Annotated in this window: 18 protein-coding genes and 1 pseudogene; 10 read left to right on the forward strand and 9 right to left on the reverse strand. The window is 31.4% G+C overall.

Annotated features, from left to right (window positions below):
- Positions 1–346: pseudogene (locus HMPREF2897_RS03630) on the reverse strand (CHAP domain-containing protein); the annotation flags it as partial.
- 571 nt (positions 347–917) lie between these two features.
- Between HMPREF2897_RS03630 and HMPREF2897_RS03635 the strand changes: the two are divergent.
- The 4 genes from HMPREF2897_RS03635 (at position 918) to HMPREF2897_RS03650 (ending at position 4766) form a co-directional block, all read left to right on the forward strand.
- Positions 918–2891 (forward strand): helix-turn-helix transcriptional regulator, encoded by a 1974-nt coding sequence (locus HMPREF2897_RS03635; RefSeq protein ID WP_070592690.1) that lies wholly within the window; start codon positions 918–920, stop codon positions 2889–2891.
- Between the two features lie 38 nt (positions 2892–2929).
- On the forward strand, positions 2930–3658 hold the full coding sequence (locus HMPREF2897_RS03640) for a transcriptional regulator, SarA/Rot family (protein WP_002447288.1): 729 nt from the start codon (positions 2930–2932) through the stop codon (positions 3656–3658).
- A 35-nt stretch (positions 3659–3693) separates the two neighbouring features.
- Positions 3694–4017, forward strand: coding sequence for a PH domain-containing protein (locus HMPREF2897_RS03645; protein WP_002447289.1), 324 nt, complete (start codon positions 3694–3696; stop codon positions 4015–4017).
- A 404-nt stretch (positions 4018–4421) separates the two neighbouring features.
- Entirely contained in the window at positions 4422–4766 is a 345-nt protein-coding gene (locus HMPREF2897_RS03650; RefSeq protein WP_002457969.1) for a SarA family transcriptional regulator, read from the forward strand.
- Positions 4767–4870: 104 nt separating this feature from the next.
- Here the strand turns inward: HMPREF2897_RS03650 and HMPREF2897_RS03655 are convergent, their stop codons facing one another.
- Genes HMPREF2897_RS03655 through HMPREF2897_RS03685 form a run of 7 tightly spaced genes read right to left on the reverse strand, consistent with a single transcriptional unit; the run spans position 4871 to position 9917 of the window.
- Entirely contained in the window at positions 4871–5707 is an 837-nt protein-coding gene (locus tag HMPREF2897_RS03655; RefSeq protein WP_002491569.1) for an urease accessory protein UreD, read from the reverse strand.
- Positions 5707–6321 carry an urease accessory protein UreG gene (ureG, locus tag HMPREF2897_RS03660; RefSeq protein ID WP_002447292.1) on the reverse strand — a complete coding sequence of 205 codons (615 nt, stop codon included), beginning with the start codon at positions 6319–6321 and terminating at the stop codon, positions 5707–5709. Before ureG ends, HMPREF2897_RS03655 begins: the two co-directional genes overlap by 1 nt.
- Positions 6322–6333: 12 nt before the next feature.
- Positions 6334–7023 carry an urease accessory protein UreF gene (locus HMPREF2897_RS03665; protein ID WP_070592692.1) on the reverse strand — a complete coding sequence of 230 codons (690 nt, stop codon included), beginning with the start codon at positions 7021–7023 and terminating at the stop codon, positions 6334–6336.
- Entirely contained in the window at positions 7016–7468 is a 453-nt protein-coding gene (gene ureE, locus HMPREF2897_RS03670) for an urease accessory protein UreE (RefSeq protein WP_002457967.1), read from the reverse strand. Before ureE ends, HMPREF2897_RS03665 begins: the two co-directional genes overlap by 8 nt.
- 13 nt (positions 7469–7481) lie before the next feature.
- The gene (ureC, locus tag HMPREF2897_RS03675) at positions 7482–9197 is read right to left on the reverse strand and encodes an urease subunit alpha (RefSeq protein ID WP_070592696.1); all 1716 of its coding nucleotides are present in this window, start codon (positions 9195–9197) and stop codon (positions 7482–7484) included.
- 2 nt (positions 9198–9199) lie between these two features.
- Positions 9200–9601, reverse strand: coding sequence for an urease subunit beta (locus tag HMPREF2897_RS03680; protein ID WP_070592697.1), 402 nt, complete (start codon positions 9599–9601; stop codon positions 9200–9202).
- 13 nt (positions 9602–9614) lie between these two features.
- The gene (locus HMPREF2897_RS03685) at positions 9615–9917 is read right to left on the reverse strand and encodes an urease subunit gamma (protein ID WP_002476246.1); all 303 of its coding nucleotides are present in this window, start codon (positions 9915–9917) and stop codon (positions 9615–9617) included.
- A gap of 267 nt (positions 9918–10184) precedes the next feature.
- Between HMPREF2897_RS03685 and yut the strand changes: the two genes are divergently transcribed.
- The 5 genes from yut to HMPREF2897_RS03710 all read left to right on the forward strand — a co-directional run bounded on the left by yut (position 10185) and on the right by HMPREF2897_RS03710 (position 15362).
- Entirely contained in the window at positions 10185–11087 is a 903-nt protein-coding gene (gene yut, locus HMPREF2897_RS03690; protein ID WP_049386414.1) for an urea transporter, read from the forward strand.
- Positions 11088–11519: 432 nt separating this feature from the next.
- Positions 11520–12662: an acyl-CoA dehydrogenase family protein gene (locus HMPREF2897_RS03695; protein WP_176744854.1), complete on the forward strand. Its 1143-nt coding sequence runs from the start codon at positions 11520–11522 to the stop codon at positions 12660–12662.
- Positions 12663–12971: 309 nt separating this feature from the next.
- Complete coding sequence (locus HMPREF2897_RS03700) at positions 12972–13913, forward strand: nucleoside hydrolase (RefSeq protein WP_002447300.1); 942 nt, start codon at positions 12972–12974, stop codon at positions 13911–13913.
- Between the two features lie 108 nt (positions 13914–14021).
- Positions 14022–14570 carry a biotin transporter BioY gene (locus HMPREF2897_RS03705; protein ID WP_002495925.1) on the forward strand — a complete coding sequence of 183 codons (549 nt, stop codon included), beginning with the start codon at positions 14022–14024 and terminating at the stop codon, positions 14568–14570.
- Positions 14571–14606: 36 nt separating this feature from the next.
- A complete protein-coding gene (locus HMPREF2897_RS03710; protein WP_002447302.1) occupies positions 14607–15362 on the forward strand; it encodes a GNAT family N-acetyltransferase in 756 nt (251 codons plus the stop codon).
- Positions 15363–15484: 122 nt separating this feature from the next.
- On the opposite strand, the gene fdhD is transcribed toward HMPREF2897_RS03710, so the two are convergent.
- A complete protein-coding gene (gene fdhD, locus HMPREF2897_RS03715) occupies positions 15485–16279 on the reverse strand; it encodes a formate dehydrogenase accessory sulfurtransferase FdhD (RefSeq protein ID WP_002447303.1) in 795 nt (264 codons plus the stop codon).
- 219 nt (positions 16280–16498) lie between these two features.
- Here fdhD and modA point away from each other — a divergent pair, with 219 nt between their 5' ends.
- Positions 16499–17284 carry a molybdate ABC transporter substrate-binding protein gene (gene modA, locus HMPREF2897_RS03720; RefSeq protein WP_070592703.1) on the forward strand — a complete coding sequence of 262 codons (786 nt, stop codon included), beginning with the start codon at positions 16499–16501 and terminating at the stop codon, positions 17282–17284.
- Positions 17285–17292: the final 8 nt, after the last annotated feature.

The raw sequence follows: 17292 nt of genomic DNA on the forward strand, positions 1-17292 counted from the left end.
TTGTTCTTTGTGATTGCGTGTTATTTGATTGATAATTGTTGTAATTGTTGTAATTGTTGTAATTACTGTAGTTATTGTAGTTGCTATAGTTATTGTAACCATAGTTGTTGTAGTTATTATAACTATTATAGTTATATGAAGTATTTACACGATCTGGACTCCAGTTACCTTTCCAAGTGTAGTGGTAGTTACCTTCAGCATCGATTGTGTAAGTATAGCTATATGAATAAGGGTCGTTAGGATTGTACCCATTATTATTTTGTTCTGCTGCTTGTGCGTCATGGTGTGCAAAAGCGAAAGTAGCGATTCCTGCAGTTGCAATTGTAGCTGTAGCGATTTTTTTCATTGTTAAATATCCTCCTGAAAATTAAACTAGTTTTTTTATAATTAATAATCATGTGATCAATGAGTTACAAAATAATTTTTATTCGTTCTTGTTTAACGACAAGCCATACTCTAACAGAAAAATTGATGTTTGTGTGCATTGTTATTGATTTGTAATTTTTTGCTAATATTGTTACACAATCTCATTTAACCCAATTAATTTATGTAATATGAATAGAAATGATACGCTCAGCATTTTTAAAGTATTTGATTTTGAGTAACACAAACATTGTTACATGAATGTAAAATTACTGAAAATTCTTTTAGATAATAATTAACATAGCAATGTGAATAAACAGTATTTGAATTTTTGATATTTTATGTTGATTTGATGATATGATTGAGCAATATTTTGAGAAAGCTATATAAATGGAAAAGAAAATTGATATAATTAAAATCTAATTTGTTACTACTAATTTTTTGAGAGTTGTATAATAGACACTGAAAAATAGATGTTGTCTAGTTAAATTTAGTTTAGCAATCGGGGAGAAGTTTAATTTAAAATACACACTAGGACATCGTGAGGAAGACATATGAGAGAAAATTATTCGATACGTGTTTTTAATAATTTAGCCATTAATACAGAAAAGGCACTGAGTGTAAAGGTATTTTATTGTTTGAAAGGGAAATGTGAAATCACTATCAATGTTCAGAAACATACATTAAAGAAAGATGATATAGCATTTGTTGTAATGAATGATACGTATTCACTGTTAAGTAATACGGATACCATGTGTTGTATTATCGATATACCAATACATCGATATATTAGTCAGAAGGATACTCAATTTTTAATAAGTGGTACAAAGATTGATGAACGTAGTAGAGATAGAATAAAATACTGGATATTAAAAATATTAGAGTTACATTGTTTATCTTATAATGATGTGTCCGAGATACAAAGATTGATACAATTTTTACTTATTGAATTGAGTTATCTAAAGAAACCAAAACTTGATGTCAATAAAGATTTTTATTTATCTGAAGATATACATCAATATTTAGTGGATCATCATGACAGTAAAATCAACAAACATGAACTAGCTGAAGCTGTTAACCTATCAAATCAAGCACTTACATCTATGTTTAAACAAACGCCATTTCAAACATTTAATCAATATTTAAATCAACTTAGATTAAAATTTTGTCTTATAGATATTTTGACAACCCATAAACCTATCGAAGAAATAGCTATAGATCATGGTTTTCATCATTATTCTCGATTTATACAATTATTCAAAAATACATATGGTTACACACCTAAATTGATTAGAAGAGATTATATAGCGACGTCTATCTTCAAAAATACTGCTGAAGAAATTGATTTAGATAGACATTTTCTTATGAACATTCACGAATTACAAGATTTAGATTCAAAAATAATAAGTAAAAAATATATTGAGATGTCAGATAAAAGGAAAAAATATCGTTCTTATGATATTTATATTGAAGATAACCGAAGTACTATTCTTGATCAGGAGCAGATAATTCATATAAAGCGTAATTTAAGTTTAAGTCAAAAATCAATGCGCTATGTAATAGAGCTTAACTACACTTCTATGATTGAAAACAAAGAGTTATGTCGCTATGAGATGTTGAAAATTTTACGTTTTTGTTCCGGTTTGAATTTAATTCCAACATTTAAAATCATTACCGATCGACATGATACTTTTACATCAAAGGAAAAAATGGCTCTGAAGTTAACATTTCAAATGTTATTCATCATGCTAAGAGAATTTAATCAACTTGAGATTGAATTTATTGTAGAGGACATGATGTTAAAACAAGTAGTGCAGTTAAAAAAGATGATTAGTTCTTATTTTGAATATTATAAGTTAAATTATCGTATTAAAAATGAGAAAAATGGAAATGTTAATTATCAAAATTTAGAAAAACAAGTGACTCAAATTTTCATTCCTATTAATCAATTACATTTATATATTAAAGAGATATCATTTGAAAAAGTCATTTTGGAAACTAGCTATTTGACCGATTTAAAAAGTGAGATTGTGGAATATCCATGGATTCAACATATTCATACATTAATTAAAATGTGTGGAGAAGTGAGAGGTGTTTTAATACAACCTTTCTCTGATTACGCTACCACAGTAACATATCATTCAAATTTAAAACCGTATCATATCTTGTCATATGTAATAAGAATGTTTAACCAATTAAGGGGGACAATCGTCTATAAAGATGATGCAATCATTATGACTCAATATAAGTATGAATATCAGGCCATTGCTATCTCTTTAAAAAATACGATTAAGGAAAATGTAAACCATCAACAATTAATTTTTTCAGATATTCAATCACTCAACCATGCAGAATATGAATATATAGAAATGATACCACTTTTAATGAATGAGAATGATGAGCTAGATAGTCATATACCATACCCACATCAATATTGGTTAGCAAAGTTGAAGAGTAAAGAAAGCCAACAAGCAATAGTTGATCTTCCTAAAATGAGTATTGCTCATTTAACATTTCTTTGTTCGTAGTCGTGCAAGGTTGTTGACTAAGAAAGGATTATCATCAAATGCAACAACAGAAGATTAAACAATTCTTAGCCCATTTTGTATTAGATCACGTCACAATAGAATATTTGAAATATGGCTACCAGCTGACAATTGAACAGCTTAAATTATTAATATTTATATTACATTTCACTGAAAATCATAAAGAAGAATTAAGTTTAAATATGATCATCTTTTACAAAAATTATCAAAAAAACAAATTGTTAAAAAGTATTACACATCTATATGAATTTAATTGGATTTCAAAAAAACGACATCCATACGACCAACGTAGACTAGTTATTACGTTAACTCAAAATCAATCTAGTAAAATAACTCAATTAATTGAAGAACTAGAACACTTCTTAGAGGTGAAATCTACATTAATAAACGAAATCAATCATTCAACTTTATTATCGTATTATTTAAAATGCCATAGTCAATTTAGAGTGATTGAACAATCTTGTACCCATCAACATTTAACATTAGAAGAATTATACCTTCTTGGGTTACTTATCATTAGTGATAACAAGACTACATTTAAAAGCATAAAAGTACATTCTTTAAAGGGAATCATTTCATTGGGACCTATTATTAAGACCTTACAGTCAAAAGGTTATCTCATTAAAAGTCGTAGTAGAGATGATGAACGCTATATTGTATTAACACTTAGAAAAGAAAAAATTAATGTGATTCAGTCAGAAATCGAGGAATGTTACAATAAATTAGAACAGGGAATACAGCATGTGTAAAATAAAATTTGTATTAACTAAAAGGAGTTGAAAGAATGATTTTAGACAATGTGAATCCAGATGATTTATTTCCTACCGAGAAAAAAGGACCCTCTGTATTAGGTGTAATTGAGTATAACGTACAGGGCCAGACTAAATTTGAAGGTGCCTTCATAGCAACAAATGAGCGGTTAATTATGAATGTTGATATGAATGGACAATTTTATTATCGAAATATACGTTATGATGAAATTAATCAAATTCATTTTGATGGTTCAGATATTATATTTGAGTTCAATATTGGAACAGTTCCAATGCGTGAAATTAAGACTGAAGATGTACAAGCTTTTGTTGATTATATAAAACAACAAATTCAATAAATATACTAGTTTATTATGTGGTATTTACAATGAACTTAAAATTTTGAATTGTAAAAGATTTGATACCTTTAAAATGCCTTATGTAAAAAATTTGACTGCTCTTTTGATGTATACGAATTAATTCCAATTAAACAGATATGTTATATTAAAATTTTAAAAAATACGATGACGTAATTAGTGATATATTATTAGTATTAATATTTTTAATTACATCAATTTCACTATTATAAATGTTTTGGTTAAGAAATAAATGTATAAATGCATTTTGTAGTTATAAAAATATTGAATTCTTATACTTATTTGTTTAAAATGTACCTTGTAACATGGGCGGAGAAATTTTCGGTTAGATAAAATACATGTGAACCTTGCTACAACAAGATGTGCATCAGAGGAGTGGTTTTATAATGGGAAAAATTAAAGACATCAATGATTTGGTTAATGCGACATTTCAAGTTAAAAAATTTTTTAGAGATACTAAAAAGCAATATAATTTAAATTATGAAGAAATTTATATTCTTAATCACATTTTGAAAAGTGAATCTAACGAAATATCTTCAAAAGAAATTGCTACATGTTCAGAGTTTAAACCGTATTATTTAACTAAAGCATTACAAAAATTAAAAGATTTAAATTTATTATCTAAAAAAAGAAGCGTGCATGATGAAAGAACAGTAATTGTATTTGTATCCGATGAACAACGAGAAAAAATAAAAAAATTGATTTTAGAATTAGAAAACTATATCAAATAATACTAAGACACTGGCGTTTCATGTGTGTTTTTAAGATGAAGATTTCTAAAAAAGACTAGGTATCCCACTTTAAAGTGAGCACCTAGTCTTTTTATTTGAAAAAATTAATATTTTCTTAAGGAGTTAATTTGTCGATGATAAATCGTTTGATTGATATATGATTGAACACGAGTCAAAATTTCTTCTATTATTTGAGTTCTTTTAGTCAAAATACGAACAGCCAATCCATGAGTAGGTAATTGTGAGATACCTATTCTACAGTCGTATTGTTTTTGAAAGTCAGCAACCGCCACGTAAATATCGTCTATGAGACTTTGATTTACGTCCGGATGGATAAAATAAGCAGAACCTAGATGTGTATAGTTTTCCATATACCCAATACCGTCGAGTTTACTTTTCTCAGGACTTAACATCATATTATCAAAAACAACTAATTGATTTTCAATGTAAATTTCATTAATAAGATGCATATATTTATACGTAAAATCTTGCCCTTTAGATGAATATCCTGGTGTTAATATATCAGTGTAAAACATAGCACTATCTTCTTTAAGATGGAACGTATTATGCTGGTAAAATTTAGCATTTTCGTAGGCAATAATAGGATCTGCCACAAATTCCATATATGACTGATTTGATAAATGAAATGTTTGATACTGTTCTACATGATCATTGGGCGTCTTATATATTTTAGTTGCACCTTGAGAAGTGAGTACTACTTGTGCTTTATCTTCTAAGTTGACGTTGACCCGGTATCTATCTCCATCTAGATAACCTCCACCAACATTCACAATATAGAAAGTTGGTACAGGAGATTGTTCTAAGTATATAGGGCGTAGGACTTTGAGCGCTTTTTCAAAATATATATTTCGTGCTTTTGAGCTTTGGCCATTATTAAAAACTGTTAAATCCAATTGGCCAGTCCAACTCTGATTACCCATTAAGCTAATCCTTTGAGTAAGACGTCTTGCTCAATCCACTCAATAACTTTTTCTAAACCTTCATCAGTTTTTAAATTTGTAAAAGCAAATGGACGATTTCCACGAAATACTTCAGTATCTTTAGCCATTTGATCTAATGAAGCGCCCACATATGGTGCAAGGTCTGTTTTATTAATAATGAAGAAATCAGATTTAATCATACCTTGACCACCTTTACGTGGTATCTTTTCGCCTTGTGCAACATCAATGATATAAATTGAAAAGTCAACAAGTTCTGGACTAAACGTAGCCGCTAAGTTATCGCCACCTGATTCAATAAAAATGAGTTCAATATCATCATTACGTTCTAATAACTCATCTATGGCTGCGAAGTTCATTGAGGCGTCTTCACGAATCGCTGTATGAGGACAACCTCCAGTTTCTACACCAATGATTCTATCTTCTGGTAAAACACCAGTATTAACTAATATTTTTTCATCTTCTTTAGTATAGATATCATTTGTTATAACGCCGATGCTCATTTCTTTGGCAAGACGTTTAACCACTTTTTCTATTAATTGGGTTTTACCTGCACCAACAGGGCCCCCGATACCAATTTTAATTGGATTTGACATCTCATATGCCTCCTATGAAATAAAGATTCTAACATGAACATTTTCATGTTCCATTTGATTAAGTTCTAAGCCGGGAGCAGTCATACCAAAATCACTCTCAGCTAATTCTAGTATGTGATTACGTACTTTCTCGATATGGGATATCATTTCAGTTACGACTTGCTGCCCAGCTGTTTGTCCTAAAGGAATCGCTCTAACTGCATTTTGGGTAAGGCTAGAGATATTTTGATATAAGTAATAATCAATGATGGACTCTACATTGACGCATAAATCATGTCCTAGCATAGTAAAGCACACAGCTGGATGAAGCTGTATTTTATGACTTTTCATTTGGTCATAGTACCATTGAATCCATTCACTTTCATAAAGATCTAAAGCTAATTTTACCATGCGTGTGCCCATTTGCTTAGCGCCAATACGTGTTTCTTTAGGTAAATTTTGTACGAATAGTTTTTGGTTAATATCTAAAATTTTATCTTTATCATTGCGTATTAATGCGTTGTACACAATTCTCATAGCTAACCCATCTGAATAAGTTAATTGTTCATTTATAAACAATGTTAACCATTCAATAAATGTCTCAGTATCATGAACAGCTTCTCTTTGAATATATGTTTCAAGTCCAAATGAATGACTAAATGCACCAGTTGGAAACTGAGAATCACAGAACTGAAATAGTCTTAAATGTTGATGATCAATCATGCGAATGTCCTATATGTCGAAATGCTTGATTGACCTTTCTGTCTTCATGTGAGTAGGGGATACCCAACTCTTTTAATAAATCTTCAACAAGATAGTCATATTGAATAAGCATTTCAGTTTCTGTAAATTGGGCAGGCAGATGTCGATTACCAAGTTGATGGGCAATATCTCCCATTTCTTTTAAACTTCTAGGCTTAATTACTAGTAAGTCTTCACTATTTACATCGACAATAATCATGTTTGTATCGTCTTGATATAAGATATCACCATACTGTAAATCAATGGGTTGTTTAAGTCGTATTCCTATTTCATTACCGTGATCTGTTTTAACACGTTGTATACGTTTAACCAAATCAGAGTTTTCAAGATAAACTTTTTCAACATGTTTTTGCTTTTCATCTTGTGATAAATTAGCAATATTTCCTTGTATTTCTTCTATAATCATGATTTACGTCCTCCTAGAATAAGAAGTATCTTTGCGTTAAAGGTAATTCTTTTGCTGCTTCACTCGTAATCTTATTACCATCAACAAATACTTCATATGTTTGTGGATCCACATCTATTTTAGGTGTAGCATTATTATTTTTCATATCTGCTTTAGTTAAATTTCTAATATTTTTAACAGGACGTACCATACGTTTTAAATTAAGTTGACGATAAATACCGTTTTCGTATGCAGTATTAGAAACAAAAGTCATAGCAGTATGTGTAATGTTACCGCCAAATTGACCATACATTTTGCGATATTTCAAAGGCTCTGAAGTTGGTATGGAGCCATTAGCATCACCATTTACTGCTGAGTTAATCATGCCACCTTTAACAACAAGATCGGGTTTGGCACCGAAGAACTCAGGTTCCCACATTACTAAATCGGCAAGTTTACCCGCTTCTACAGATCCAACATAGTCAGAAATACCATGTGTAATGGCAGGATTGATTGTATATTTTGCAATGTAACGTTTAATACGATTATTATCGTGATATTCAAAGTCACCATCTAATGGTCCGCGTTGTTCTTTCATACGGTGTGCAACTTGCCAAGTACGTGTTACAACTTCACCGACACGTCCCATTGCTTGTGAATCTGAACTTACCATACTAAATACGCCCATATCTTGTAATACGTCTTCTGCTGCTATAGTTTCCTTACGTATACGAGAATCTGCAAATGCAATGTCTTCTGGTATTGAAGCATTAAGATGGTGTGTGATCATAACCATGTCTAAATGTTCATCTACAGTGTTATGAGTGTAAGGTAATGTTGGGTTTGTTGAAGAAGGTAAGATGTTTGAATATGCAGCTGATTTGATTAAGTCAGGTGCATGACCACCACCAGCTCCTTCAGTATAATACATATGCAATACACGATCTTTAACAGCAGCCATAGTATCTTCCATAAATCCAGCTTCATTTAATGTATCTGCATGTAAAGCGACTTGAACATCAAACTCATCTGCAACGTCTAATGCATGACTTAATGCTGAAGGTGTAGCTCCCCAATCTTCATGTACTTTAAGACCTATAGCGCCTGCATGAATTTGTTCAATAAGTGCAGTATGATTGACAGCTTGACCTTTACCAGTAAATCCTACATTAATAGGCATCTCTTCTGCTGCTTCTAACATACGATGAATATGCCAAGGTCCTGGTGTTACAGTAGTCGCTTTAGCCCCTTCAGAAGCACCAGTTCCTCCACCGATATGCGTTGTAATACCACTCTCAAGTGCAACTTCAGCTTGTTCAGGATTGATGAAGTGCACGTGTGTATCGATACCGCCGGCAGTAACAATTTTACCTTCAGCAGCAATAATATCAGTTGTTGCACCAATGATGATGTCAACGTTATCCATTATGTCTGGGTTTCCAGCTTTACCGATCTTAAAAATATAACCATTTTTAATTCCGATATCTGCTTTAACAATTTTGTCATAATCAATAATTAATGCGTTAGTTAAAACTAAATCAGCTACATTTTTATCATCTCTTGTCACATTAGGATTTTGAGCCATACCATCACGAATTGATTTACCGCCACCGAAAGTAGCTTCATCGCCATAATTTGCATAGTCTTTCTCAACTTGTGCAAATAAGTTCGTATCTCCTAATCTCACAGAGTCTCCTACAGTTGGTCCATAAAGACTAGTGTATTGAGATTGTGTCATTTTAAAACTCATGCTTATTTACCACCTTTTTTATTCGCATTGTCTTCGCCTGCATCGTTTTTAACAGCGGCGTTTTGATTTGAATCATTTGGACGAAATACGCGTTCTTCATCAATATCGCCATCGACTAAACCACGGAATCCATAAATTTTACGTCGTCCAGAATATTCGACAAGTTGTACTTTTTTTTCATCACCAGGTTCAAATCTCACAGCTGCGCCTGCAGGAATATCCAAATGTTTACCATATGCTTTCTCACGATCAAATTCTAATGACTTATTTGCTTCGAAAAAGTGGAAATGTGAACCTACTTGTATAGGTCTATCGCCTGTATTTTTTACTTCGATCACCGTTTCGGGGTGATGCTTATTGATTTCTATTTCAGTGTTTTTAACAATAATTTCACCAGGAATCATTGATATAGCCTCCTTAAACGATTGGGTGATGGACTGTTATTAACTTAGTACCATCTGGAAAAGTTGCTTCAATTTCAAGTTCTGTAATCATGTTAGCTACGCCTTCCATGACATCGTCCTCGTTTAAAATTGTTTTTCCATAACTCATGAGTTCAGCCACCGTTTTACCATCACGCGCGCCTTCTAATAATTCATCACTGATTAAAGCAAGTGCTTCAGGATGATTAAGTTTAAGTCCTCTTGCTTTTCTACGACGTGCAACTTCAGCAGCTACAACTATCATTAATTTGTCTTGTTCACGTTGTGTAAAGTGCAAAACTATCCCTTCTTTCAAAATAATTTGTCTTGCGAATTTTATATTAAAACCATTTAATGAATTATACAAGTATAATACTTTGATAATTTTATAGAATTAACAATGTTTTTTTAAAATTAAGTGTATAAAGTTGAATAAATATGAAAAAATCCAGCGTACATAAACATTATTTTAGTAAAATGTAATTGATATGATGAATATTTAGTGGTAATTTGAAAATTGTCTTTATTAAATAATTAATGTTATGAATAAAAGGAGGCTATAAAATTGAAATTGATAAAAGTAATTTTAAGTAGTATCTCTCAAGTGGTTTTAATAAATAATCCATACACTGGATTATTTATTTTAATTGGATTGTTTGCAGTGAATTGGAAAGTAGCAATCAGTGCTATAATTGCAAGTGTAATGACTTGGATATTGGCACCACATATGAATTACACAAAAGATGAAATCGAAAGTGGATTAGCCGGGTTTAACCCTGTATTAACAGCAATTGCACTTACTTTATTTTTGGATAGCAATTGGAGCGGTATATTAATCACATTCGTATCCACTATTTTAACGTTACCGATTGGAGCAGCGGTAAGAGAAGTATTGAAACCACATAAAATAGCATTTTTAACTAGCCCGTTTGTTATTATGACGTGGATTACTTTGTTAATACCTAATCAACTTAAAACGTTACATACTCAGATTGATATTATTCCGGAGCATATAGAAAAGGTATCTTTAAATAATGACCACATCCGTGTTCATTTTTTTCAATCAGTTTTAGATGGATTTGGACAAATATTTTTAATGCCCAGCATAATAGGTGGTTTATTAATTCTAATAGGGATTTTTATAGGTTCTAAAAAAGCTGGAATTGTTTCTATAATTGCAAACATCATTGGGTTCCTAATAATTATATTATTGGGTGGAGACTATAGTAGTATAAATGACGGCATTTTTGGCTATAATGTAGTTTTATCTGCGATTGCGCTAGGTGTCACTTTTGAGACAGCAATCCATAGTTATCTCGCAATGATTTTAGGAATAGTGCTCACTGCATTCATACATTTAGGTTTGAGTACATTGCTCGCACCTCTAGGTTTACCACCTTTAACATGGCCATTTATTTTTGCTACATGGATTATGTTGTTTGCAGGAATTAACAATCAATCTGTATAAATAATGCATAATTAAAGTGAAAATATTAAAATTTGCAAATTGAGTTAACCTTAATTGATACACTATGATTATTTTTAAATTTATAATCACAACTGTTTTAGAACAGATATTTAATTCACTACGTTTTATGTCCGAAATTTTAGCATTACTTTATAAAATTTAAATGTATTTGAAAATCAAAATTCTACTAAAAAGCATCTGTCTTCATTATGAATGTGGCGATGATTTTATATTGAAATTTTATAAAAGAAATAAAATTGACTAATTAGATATATTCATAGTTAAGTGATGTATATATTTATTGGTAACCTTTCAATATCAGAGAAAAATGCGTATGAAGATCCATTCGTAAATTTTGAAAAAATAAAGTCGAGTGTTAAACTATGAATAATTAATTTTAAAATAAAATGAGTCATAGGGGGCGTGAATGTGATGGAGTCTTTTTTAATTCACACTGACATTCAAAAGAAGTGGATTCGTAAATTTAAAAAGATTGAAAGTGAATTCAAAGCACGTGCAGCTGAAAATGATATTCAATCTAGATTCCCATATGAAAATATTGAATGGCTGATAAAGGAAGGATATACTAAACTAACTTTGCCTGTAGAGTATGGAGGTGAAGGTGCTACTATTGAAGATATGGTGATTTTACAAAGTTATTTGGGTGCTATTGATGGAGCGACTGCTTTATCTATAGGGTGGCATTTGAGTGTAATTGGTCAATTGTACGAGCAACATATGTGGACACCATCAATGTTAGATTCCTTTGCTAAAGAAGTTGTTCACGGTGCACTGATCAATAGAGCAGTCAGTGAAGCGGAAACTGGTAGTCCTACTAGAGGTGGTCGCCCATCTACACATGCTGTTAAAGTTGAAAATGGTTATGTTATAAACGGTGTTAAAACCTTTACATCTATGAGTAAAGCATTGACACATTATATTGTTGGCGCCTATGTTGAAGAAACTAAATCGATGGGATTCTTTTTAATTCCTCGGTCAACTAAAGGAGTAAGTATTGCTGACAATTGGGATATGGTTGGTATGAGAGCGACTGAGAGCCATGATTTAATTCTTGATAATGTTCATGTTCCTAATGAAAATTTTGTAGAATCAAAACGTGAATCAATACCTAATGGTTGGCTTCTTCATATACCGAGCTGTTATCTAGGTATTGCACAAGCAGCTCGTGACTATGCAGTAGATTTTGCAAAAAATTATCGTCCTAACAGTATTACAGGTACGATTGATAGTTTACCTACAGTGCAACAAAATTTAGGGAAAATGGAAAGTTTATTACTTTCTGCAAGACATTTTCTATGGAGTACAGCTAGAGGATATCAATCATATACAGAGGATGCACAAATATGGAATGAAACCTCAGCAAGTAAAGTGGTGGTAATGAACCAAGGTATAGAAATCGTTGATTTAGCTATGAGAATAGTTGGAGCTAAGAGCCTAGAAATGAACAGACCTCTTCAGCGGTACTATAGAGATATACGTGCTGGATTACATAATCCACCAATGGAAGATATGGCTTACACTAATATTGCTAAAAGTATTACAAACAAACTCTAATGTTATATTGATATTCTTTAAAGGAATGAGATGGAATTTAATGTTCTTCATTGCAACGCATATAAATTTTAAAAAAAGCGCGATGTACATTAATAATTTAATTTAGTCATTGATAGACTTCAAGTTAAGCAAGCCTGTGACAATCTTTTTGTCACAGGCTTTTCTAATGCAATCATAATGAAATGGCTATGTAACTGCTAATTATTTATAGATTGGCATGTATTCAATGATCAACTGGAAATTATTTGGTGTCATAAAAGATTTCAAATATAATTAAGTTATTCATTAAAAACGTTAGGAGTATCAACTATGACCAAAGTATATTTTAATCATGATGGTGGCGTTGATGATTTAGTGTCACTATTTTTATTATTACAAATGGAAAATATAGAACTTGTTGGTGTAAGTACGATTGGTGCAGACTGCTATTTAGAGCCTTCATTAAGTGCTTCATTAAAGATTATAAATCGTTTTTCAGACGTTGAAATTAATGTAGCACCATCATATGAAAGAGGGAAAAATCCTTTTCCAAAAGAATGGAGAATGCATGCTTTCTTTATGGATGCCCTACCAGTGCTAAATGAGTCTTGTATACCCAAAAGATGTAAGGCTAGTGAGGACGAGGCGTATATAGATATTATTCGTAAGGTGAAGCGTTGTGATGAGAAAGTTACATTGTTATTTACTGGACCGCTTACAGATTTAGCTAAAGCTATAAACTATGACAACTCAATTTTAAAAAATATAGAGAAATTAGTTTGGATGGGTGGAACGTTTTTAGACAAAGGAAATGTTGAAGAACCAGAACATGATGGTACAGCTGAATGGAATGCATTTTGGGATCCCGAGGCTGTAAAAGTTGTATTAGATAGTGATATGATTGTCGATATTGTTGCTTTAGAAAGTACAAATCAAGTCCCTCTAACAATGGAAGTTCGTCAAATGTGGGCAGATAAAAGACAATATTTAGGCGTTGATTTTCTGGGCACAAGTTACGCAGCAGTACCACCACTCACACATTTTGTGACCAATTCAACATACTTTTTATGGGATGTATTAACTACTGCTTATGTGGGTTCTCCAAATTTAGTTGAATCAACGAAATTGAAAATTGATGTAGTCAGTCAAGGACCTAGTCAAGGGAGAACATTCCAATCTGAAAATGGACGTGAAGTTCAAGTCATTACGGATGTAAATAAACAAGCATTTTTTAAATACATAACGGATTTAGCAAAGAAAATTGAGTCTTAAGTTTTATTAGTTAATAAAAAGATTATCTACTTCAACTTATTGTAAACTTTCCGTTCATAAAAGTTTACAAGGGTGCTATAATAAAATCTATGTAAGGAGGTTGAACAAGTGACTACAAAACATTTAGTATATACAGCTTTAATGACTGCTATCATTTGTATTTTAGGTTTAGTACCAAGTGTACCTCTGCCATTTATGCCAGTACCTATTGTATTACAGAATATAGGAATCTTTTTGGCAGGAATTATTTTAGGGCGAAAACTTGGTACTACAAGTGTTATTGTCTTTTTATTATTAGTAGCTACAGGTTTACCAGTGCTTTCTGGAGGCCGTGGGGGAATTGGCGTATTTGCAGGACCTTCGACAGGATTCTTATTCTTATATCCTGTTGTAGCTTACTTTATAGGTATTATTCGTGATGCATATTTGCATAAAATTAATTTCTTAGTGATTTTTATAGCTACACTAGTTATCGGTGTATTAGGATTAGATATATTAGGTACAATCATTATGGGCTTCATTATACATATACCTATCTCTAAGGCATTTATATTATCATTTACATTTATGCCAGGTGATATTATTAAGGCTATTATTGCAAGTTTAATAGGTGCAGCAATTTTAAATCATTCACGTTTCAAGACTCTTATTCGGTAACTAAAAAATAATAATGAAGTTGATGAGGCGATATTTATGTCGAAAATAACTTTTAAAGATATTTATATTGATGGAAATAAAATAACTGAAGATTCTAGAAAGGTGATTTATATCTTACCTTCTCAACCTTTAAAATATGCAAGTAACACGTGGATTTATAAAACGATGCCAACAATGAATCAATGGCTTAAAGACATTGAGGTTCAAAAGAAAACGCATCTAAATCAATCATCCTATCATCTTTCATTTTCATTTCCAGCTAATGAAAATATAGATGAAGTATTGTTGGAAAAAATACGTGACCTAGGTTTTCAGATAGGAGTACTTGAGCTTTATGTCATTGAAGCTAAAGCGTTAAAGGAACTTTCACGCAAAAGAGACGTAGATATTCAACTTGTAACAAGTAGTAATATCAATGATTACCTTCATGTCTATGATGCGTTTGCACGGCCTTTTGGTGATAACTATACCAACATGGTTAAACAACATATTTATAGCTCACACAACTTGGATGACATTGAACGTTTAGTTGCATATGTTAACCAGCAACCAGTTGGAATAGTTGATATTATAATGACGGATAAAACAATAGAAATAGATGGTTTTGGGGTTTTAAAAGAATTCCAACATCAAGGTATTGGTTCTGAAATACAAGCTTACGTTGGACGTATGGCTAACGAGCGACCTGTTATTCTTGTTGCAGATGGAGAAGATACTGCTAAAGATATGTATCTAAGACAAGGATATATATACCAAGGTTTTAAGTATCATATTTTAAAAGAAAATATTTAAGTTAATCGAAATTTTACATCGAAGTGATAACCTAAGATGGATTATTAAATCTATCTTAGGTTATTTTTTATATGTTCAAAGGTGATCGGACATGTAGTGTTAACCTTAAAATTCATTTAAGTTTAAAATTCATTTATGATTCTTTCTGGATGACTATAGATATTAAAATGATTTTCTCGAATAAACCCAATTGCGGTAATGTTTAAATCTCTTGCAAGTTGTATTGCAAGTGAAGTAGGAGCAGATTTAGATAATATAATTCCTACACCGATTTTAGCTGCTTTGATTAAAATTTCTGATGAAATACGGCCACTAAAAATCAAAATCTTATCTCTCACAGATATATGTCGTTGAATGCAGTAACCGTATAATTTATCAAGAGCGTTATGACGTCCGATATCGTGGCGATGTTCAAAAAAGTCTTTTCCATCACTGATGGCAGCATTATGAAGACCACCCGTTTGTTTGAAAATAATACTTGCATCCTGTAATTGCGTCATCAAATTAATAACTTGTTTGGGTTGAAGTTGAATGTTTGTCATTGATGTTTTGGCAATAGCAGCATCATTTTGAAAATAAAATGCTCTGCTTTTACCACAACAGGAAGCCAGCACACGTTTTGTAGGATGTTCGAATTGTTGACCTACTGATTGAGTTAGTTTTACATGAGCGAATCCTTTACTTTCGTCAATATGAATGGATTGTAAGTCATTCCTCTTTAAGAATATACCTTCAGATGCAAGAAAACCTAAAGTCAATTCTTCTAAATGGTTTGGACTACAAATAATAGTTGCAAACTCAATATCGTTGACTTTAATTGTTAATGGCATCTCTGTTACACATGAATCCGATGCTGTGTATAAGTGTCCATTCTCAAATTTGATTATAGTTTGTTTTTGCGTCACATCTTTTTTCATTTTTTTACCCCTTTAATCATGACTACTTATTATCTTAAATGTAACTCACTTCTCACTCTTTTGTATATCCTATTATTAGGAAAGGACTTTTAAGAAGATTTTATAAAGTCAATTCGAGTACATTTAGTTGTATAAATAATGACATAATTTATCACATTTTATTTCTTTTTCAAATATTATTTAAAGCGTATAATAAAGGTTAAATGGAGGTAGGCTATCATGAAAATAAAACATATTTTTATTACTATTTTAACATTAAGTATAGTATTAGCAGGTTGTACTAATGAGAGAGGTCTGAATAAAGAACAGAATGAAAAACAATCGCCAAAAGGTGATAAACAAGAACTTCAAGTTTCTGCTGCAGCAAGTTTGACTGAAGTCAGTAAATCATTAGGAAATGAATTTAAAAAGGACCATCCAAATGTAGAGATTAAATTTAACTATGGCGGATCAGGTGCGTTAAGACAGCAAATAGAAGCGGGTGCTCCGGCAGATGTCATGATGTCAGCTAACACTAAAGATATAGATCTGTTGAAGAAAAAAAACAAAGCACATGATACTTATAATTATGCAAAGAATCAGCTTGTATTAATTGGTGATAAAAATAAAAGTTATACCTCTGTAAAAGATTTAAATCAAAACGACAAACTCGCACTAGGACAAATAAAAACAGTGCCTGCAGGTAAATATGCAAAACAATATTTAGATGATCAACATTTATATGGTGATGTTAAAGATAAAATTATTTTTGCTAAAGACGTAAAACAAGTATTAAATTATGTGGAAAAAGGAAACGCACAGGAAGGATTCGTTTATAAAACAGACTTATATCAACAAAAGAAAAAAGCAAATAAAGTTAAAGTCATCGAAGAAATTAAATTAAGCAAGCCAATTACTTATAAAGCAGGTGCAACTTCAGATAAAAAAATAGCTAAAGAATGGATTAACTTCTTAAAATCCAATAAAGCTAAACAAATTCTTAAAGAATATCAATTTTCTGTATAAGGGGTTCT

The sequence above is a fragment of the Staphylococcus sp. HMSC065D05 genome (genome assembly GCF_001813195.1).
In the GTDB taxonomy this organism is placed as follows: Bacteria; Bacillota; Bacilli; order Staphylococcales; family Staphylococcaceae; genus Staphylococcus; species Staphylococcus epidermidis.

What these genes read in the sequence shown, in the direction of transcription:
- HMPREF2897_RS03665 (WP_070592692.1), bottom strand. Translation starts at nt 7,023, where the DNA reads ATGATTGATCATCAACATTTAAGACTATTTCAGTTCTGTGATTCTCAG.
- ureE (WP_002457967.1), bottom strand. Translation starts at nt 7,468, where the DNA reads ATGATTATAGAAGAAATACAAGGAAATATTGCTAATTTATCACAAGAT.
- HMPREF2897_RS03695 (WP_176744854.1), top strand. Translation starts at nt 11,520, where the DNA reads ATGGAGTCTTTTTTAATTCACACTGACATTCAAAAGAAGTGGATTCGT.
- fdhD (WP_002447303.1), bottom strand. Translation starts at nt 16,279, where the DNA reads ATGAAAAAAGATGTGACGCAAAAACAAACTATAATCAAATTTGAGAAT.
- HMPREF2897_RS03635 (WP_070592690.1), top strand. Translation starts at nt 918, where the DNA reads ATGAGAGAAAATTATTCGATACGTGTTTTTAATAATTTAGCCATTAAT.
- modA (WP_070592703.1), top strand. Translation starts at nt 16,499, where the DNA reads ATGAAAATAAAACATATTTTTATTACTATTTTAACATTAAGTATAGTA.
- HMPREF2897_RS03700 (WP_002447300.1), top strand. Translation starts at nt 12,972, where the DNA reads ATGACCAAAGTATATTTTAATCATGATGGTGGCGTTGATGATTTAGTG.
- HMPREF2897_RS03640 (WP_002447288.1), top strand. Translation starts at nt 2,930, where the DNA reads ATGCAACAACAGAAGATTAAACAATTCTTAGCCCATTTTGTATTAGAT.
- HMPREF2897_RS03655 (WP_002491569.1), bottom strand. Translation starts at nt 5,707, where the DNA reads ATGGGTAATCAGAGTTGGACTGGCCAATTGGATTTAACAGTTTTTAAT.
- HMPREF2897_RS03650 (WP_002457969.1), top strand. Translation starts at nt 4,422, where the DNA reads ATGGGAAAAATTAAAGACATCAATGATTTGGTTAATGCGACATTTCAA.
- ureC (WP_070592696.1), bottom strand. Translation starts at nt 9,197, where the DNA reads ATGAGTTTTAAAATGACACAATCTCAATACACTAGTCTTTATGGACCA.
- HMPREF2897_RS03645 (WP_002447289.1), top strand. Translation starts at nt 3,694, where the DNA reads ATGATTTTAGACAATGTGAATCCAGATGATTTATTTCCTACCGAGAAA.
- HMPREF2897_RS03680 (WP_070592697.1), bottom strand. Translation starts at nt 9,601, where the DNA reads ATGATTCCTGGTGAAATTATTGTTAAAAACACTGAAATAGAAATCAAT.
- HMPREF2897_RS03710 (WP_002447302.1), top strand. Translation starts at nt 14,607, where the DNA reads ATGTCGAAAATAACTTTTAAAGATATTTATATTGATGGAAATAAAATA.
- ureG (WP_002447292.1), bottom strand. Translation starts at nt 6,321, where the DNA reads ATGTCAAATCCAATTAAAATTGGTATCGGGGGCCCTGTTGGTGCAGGT.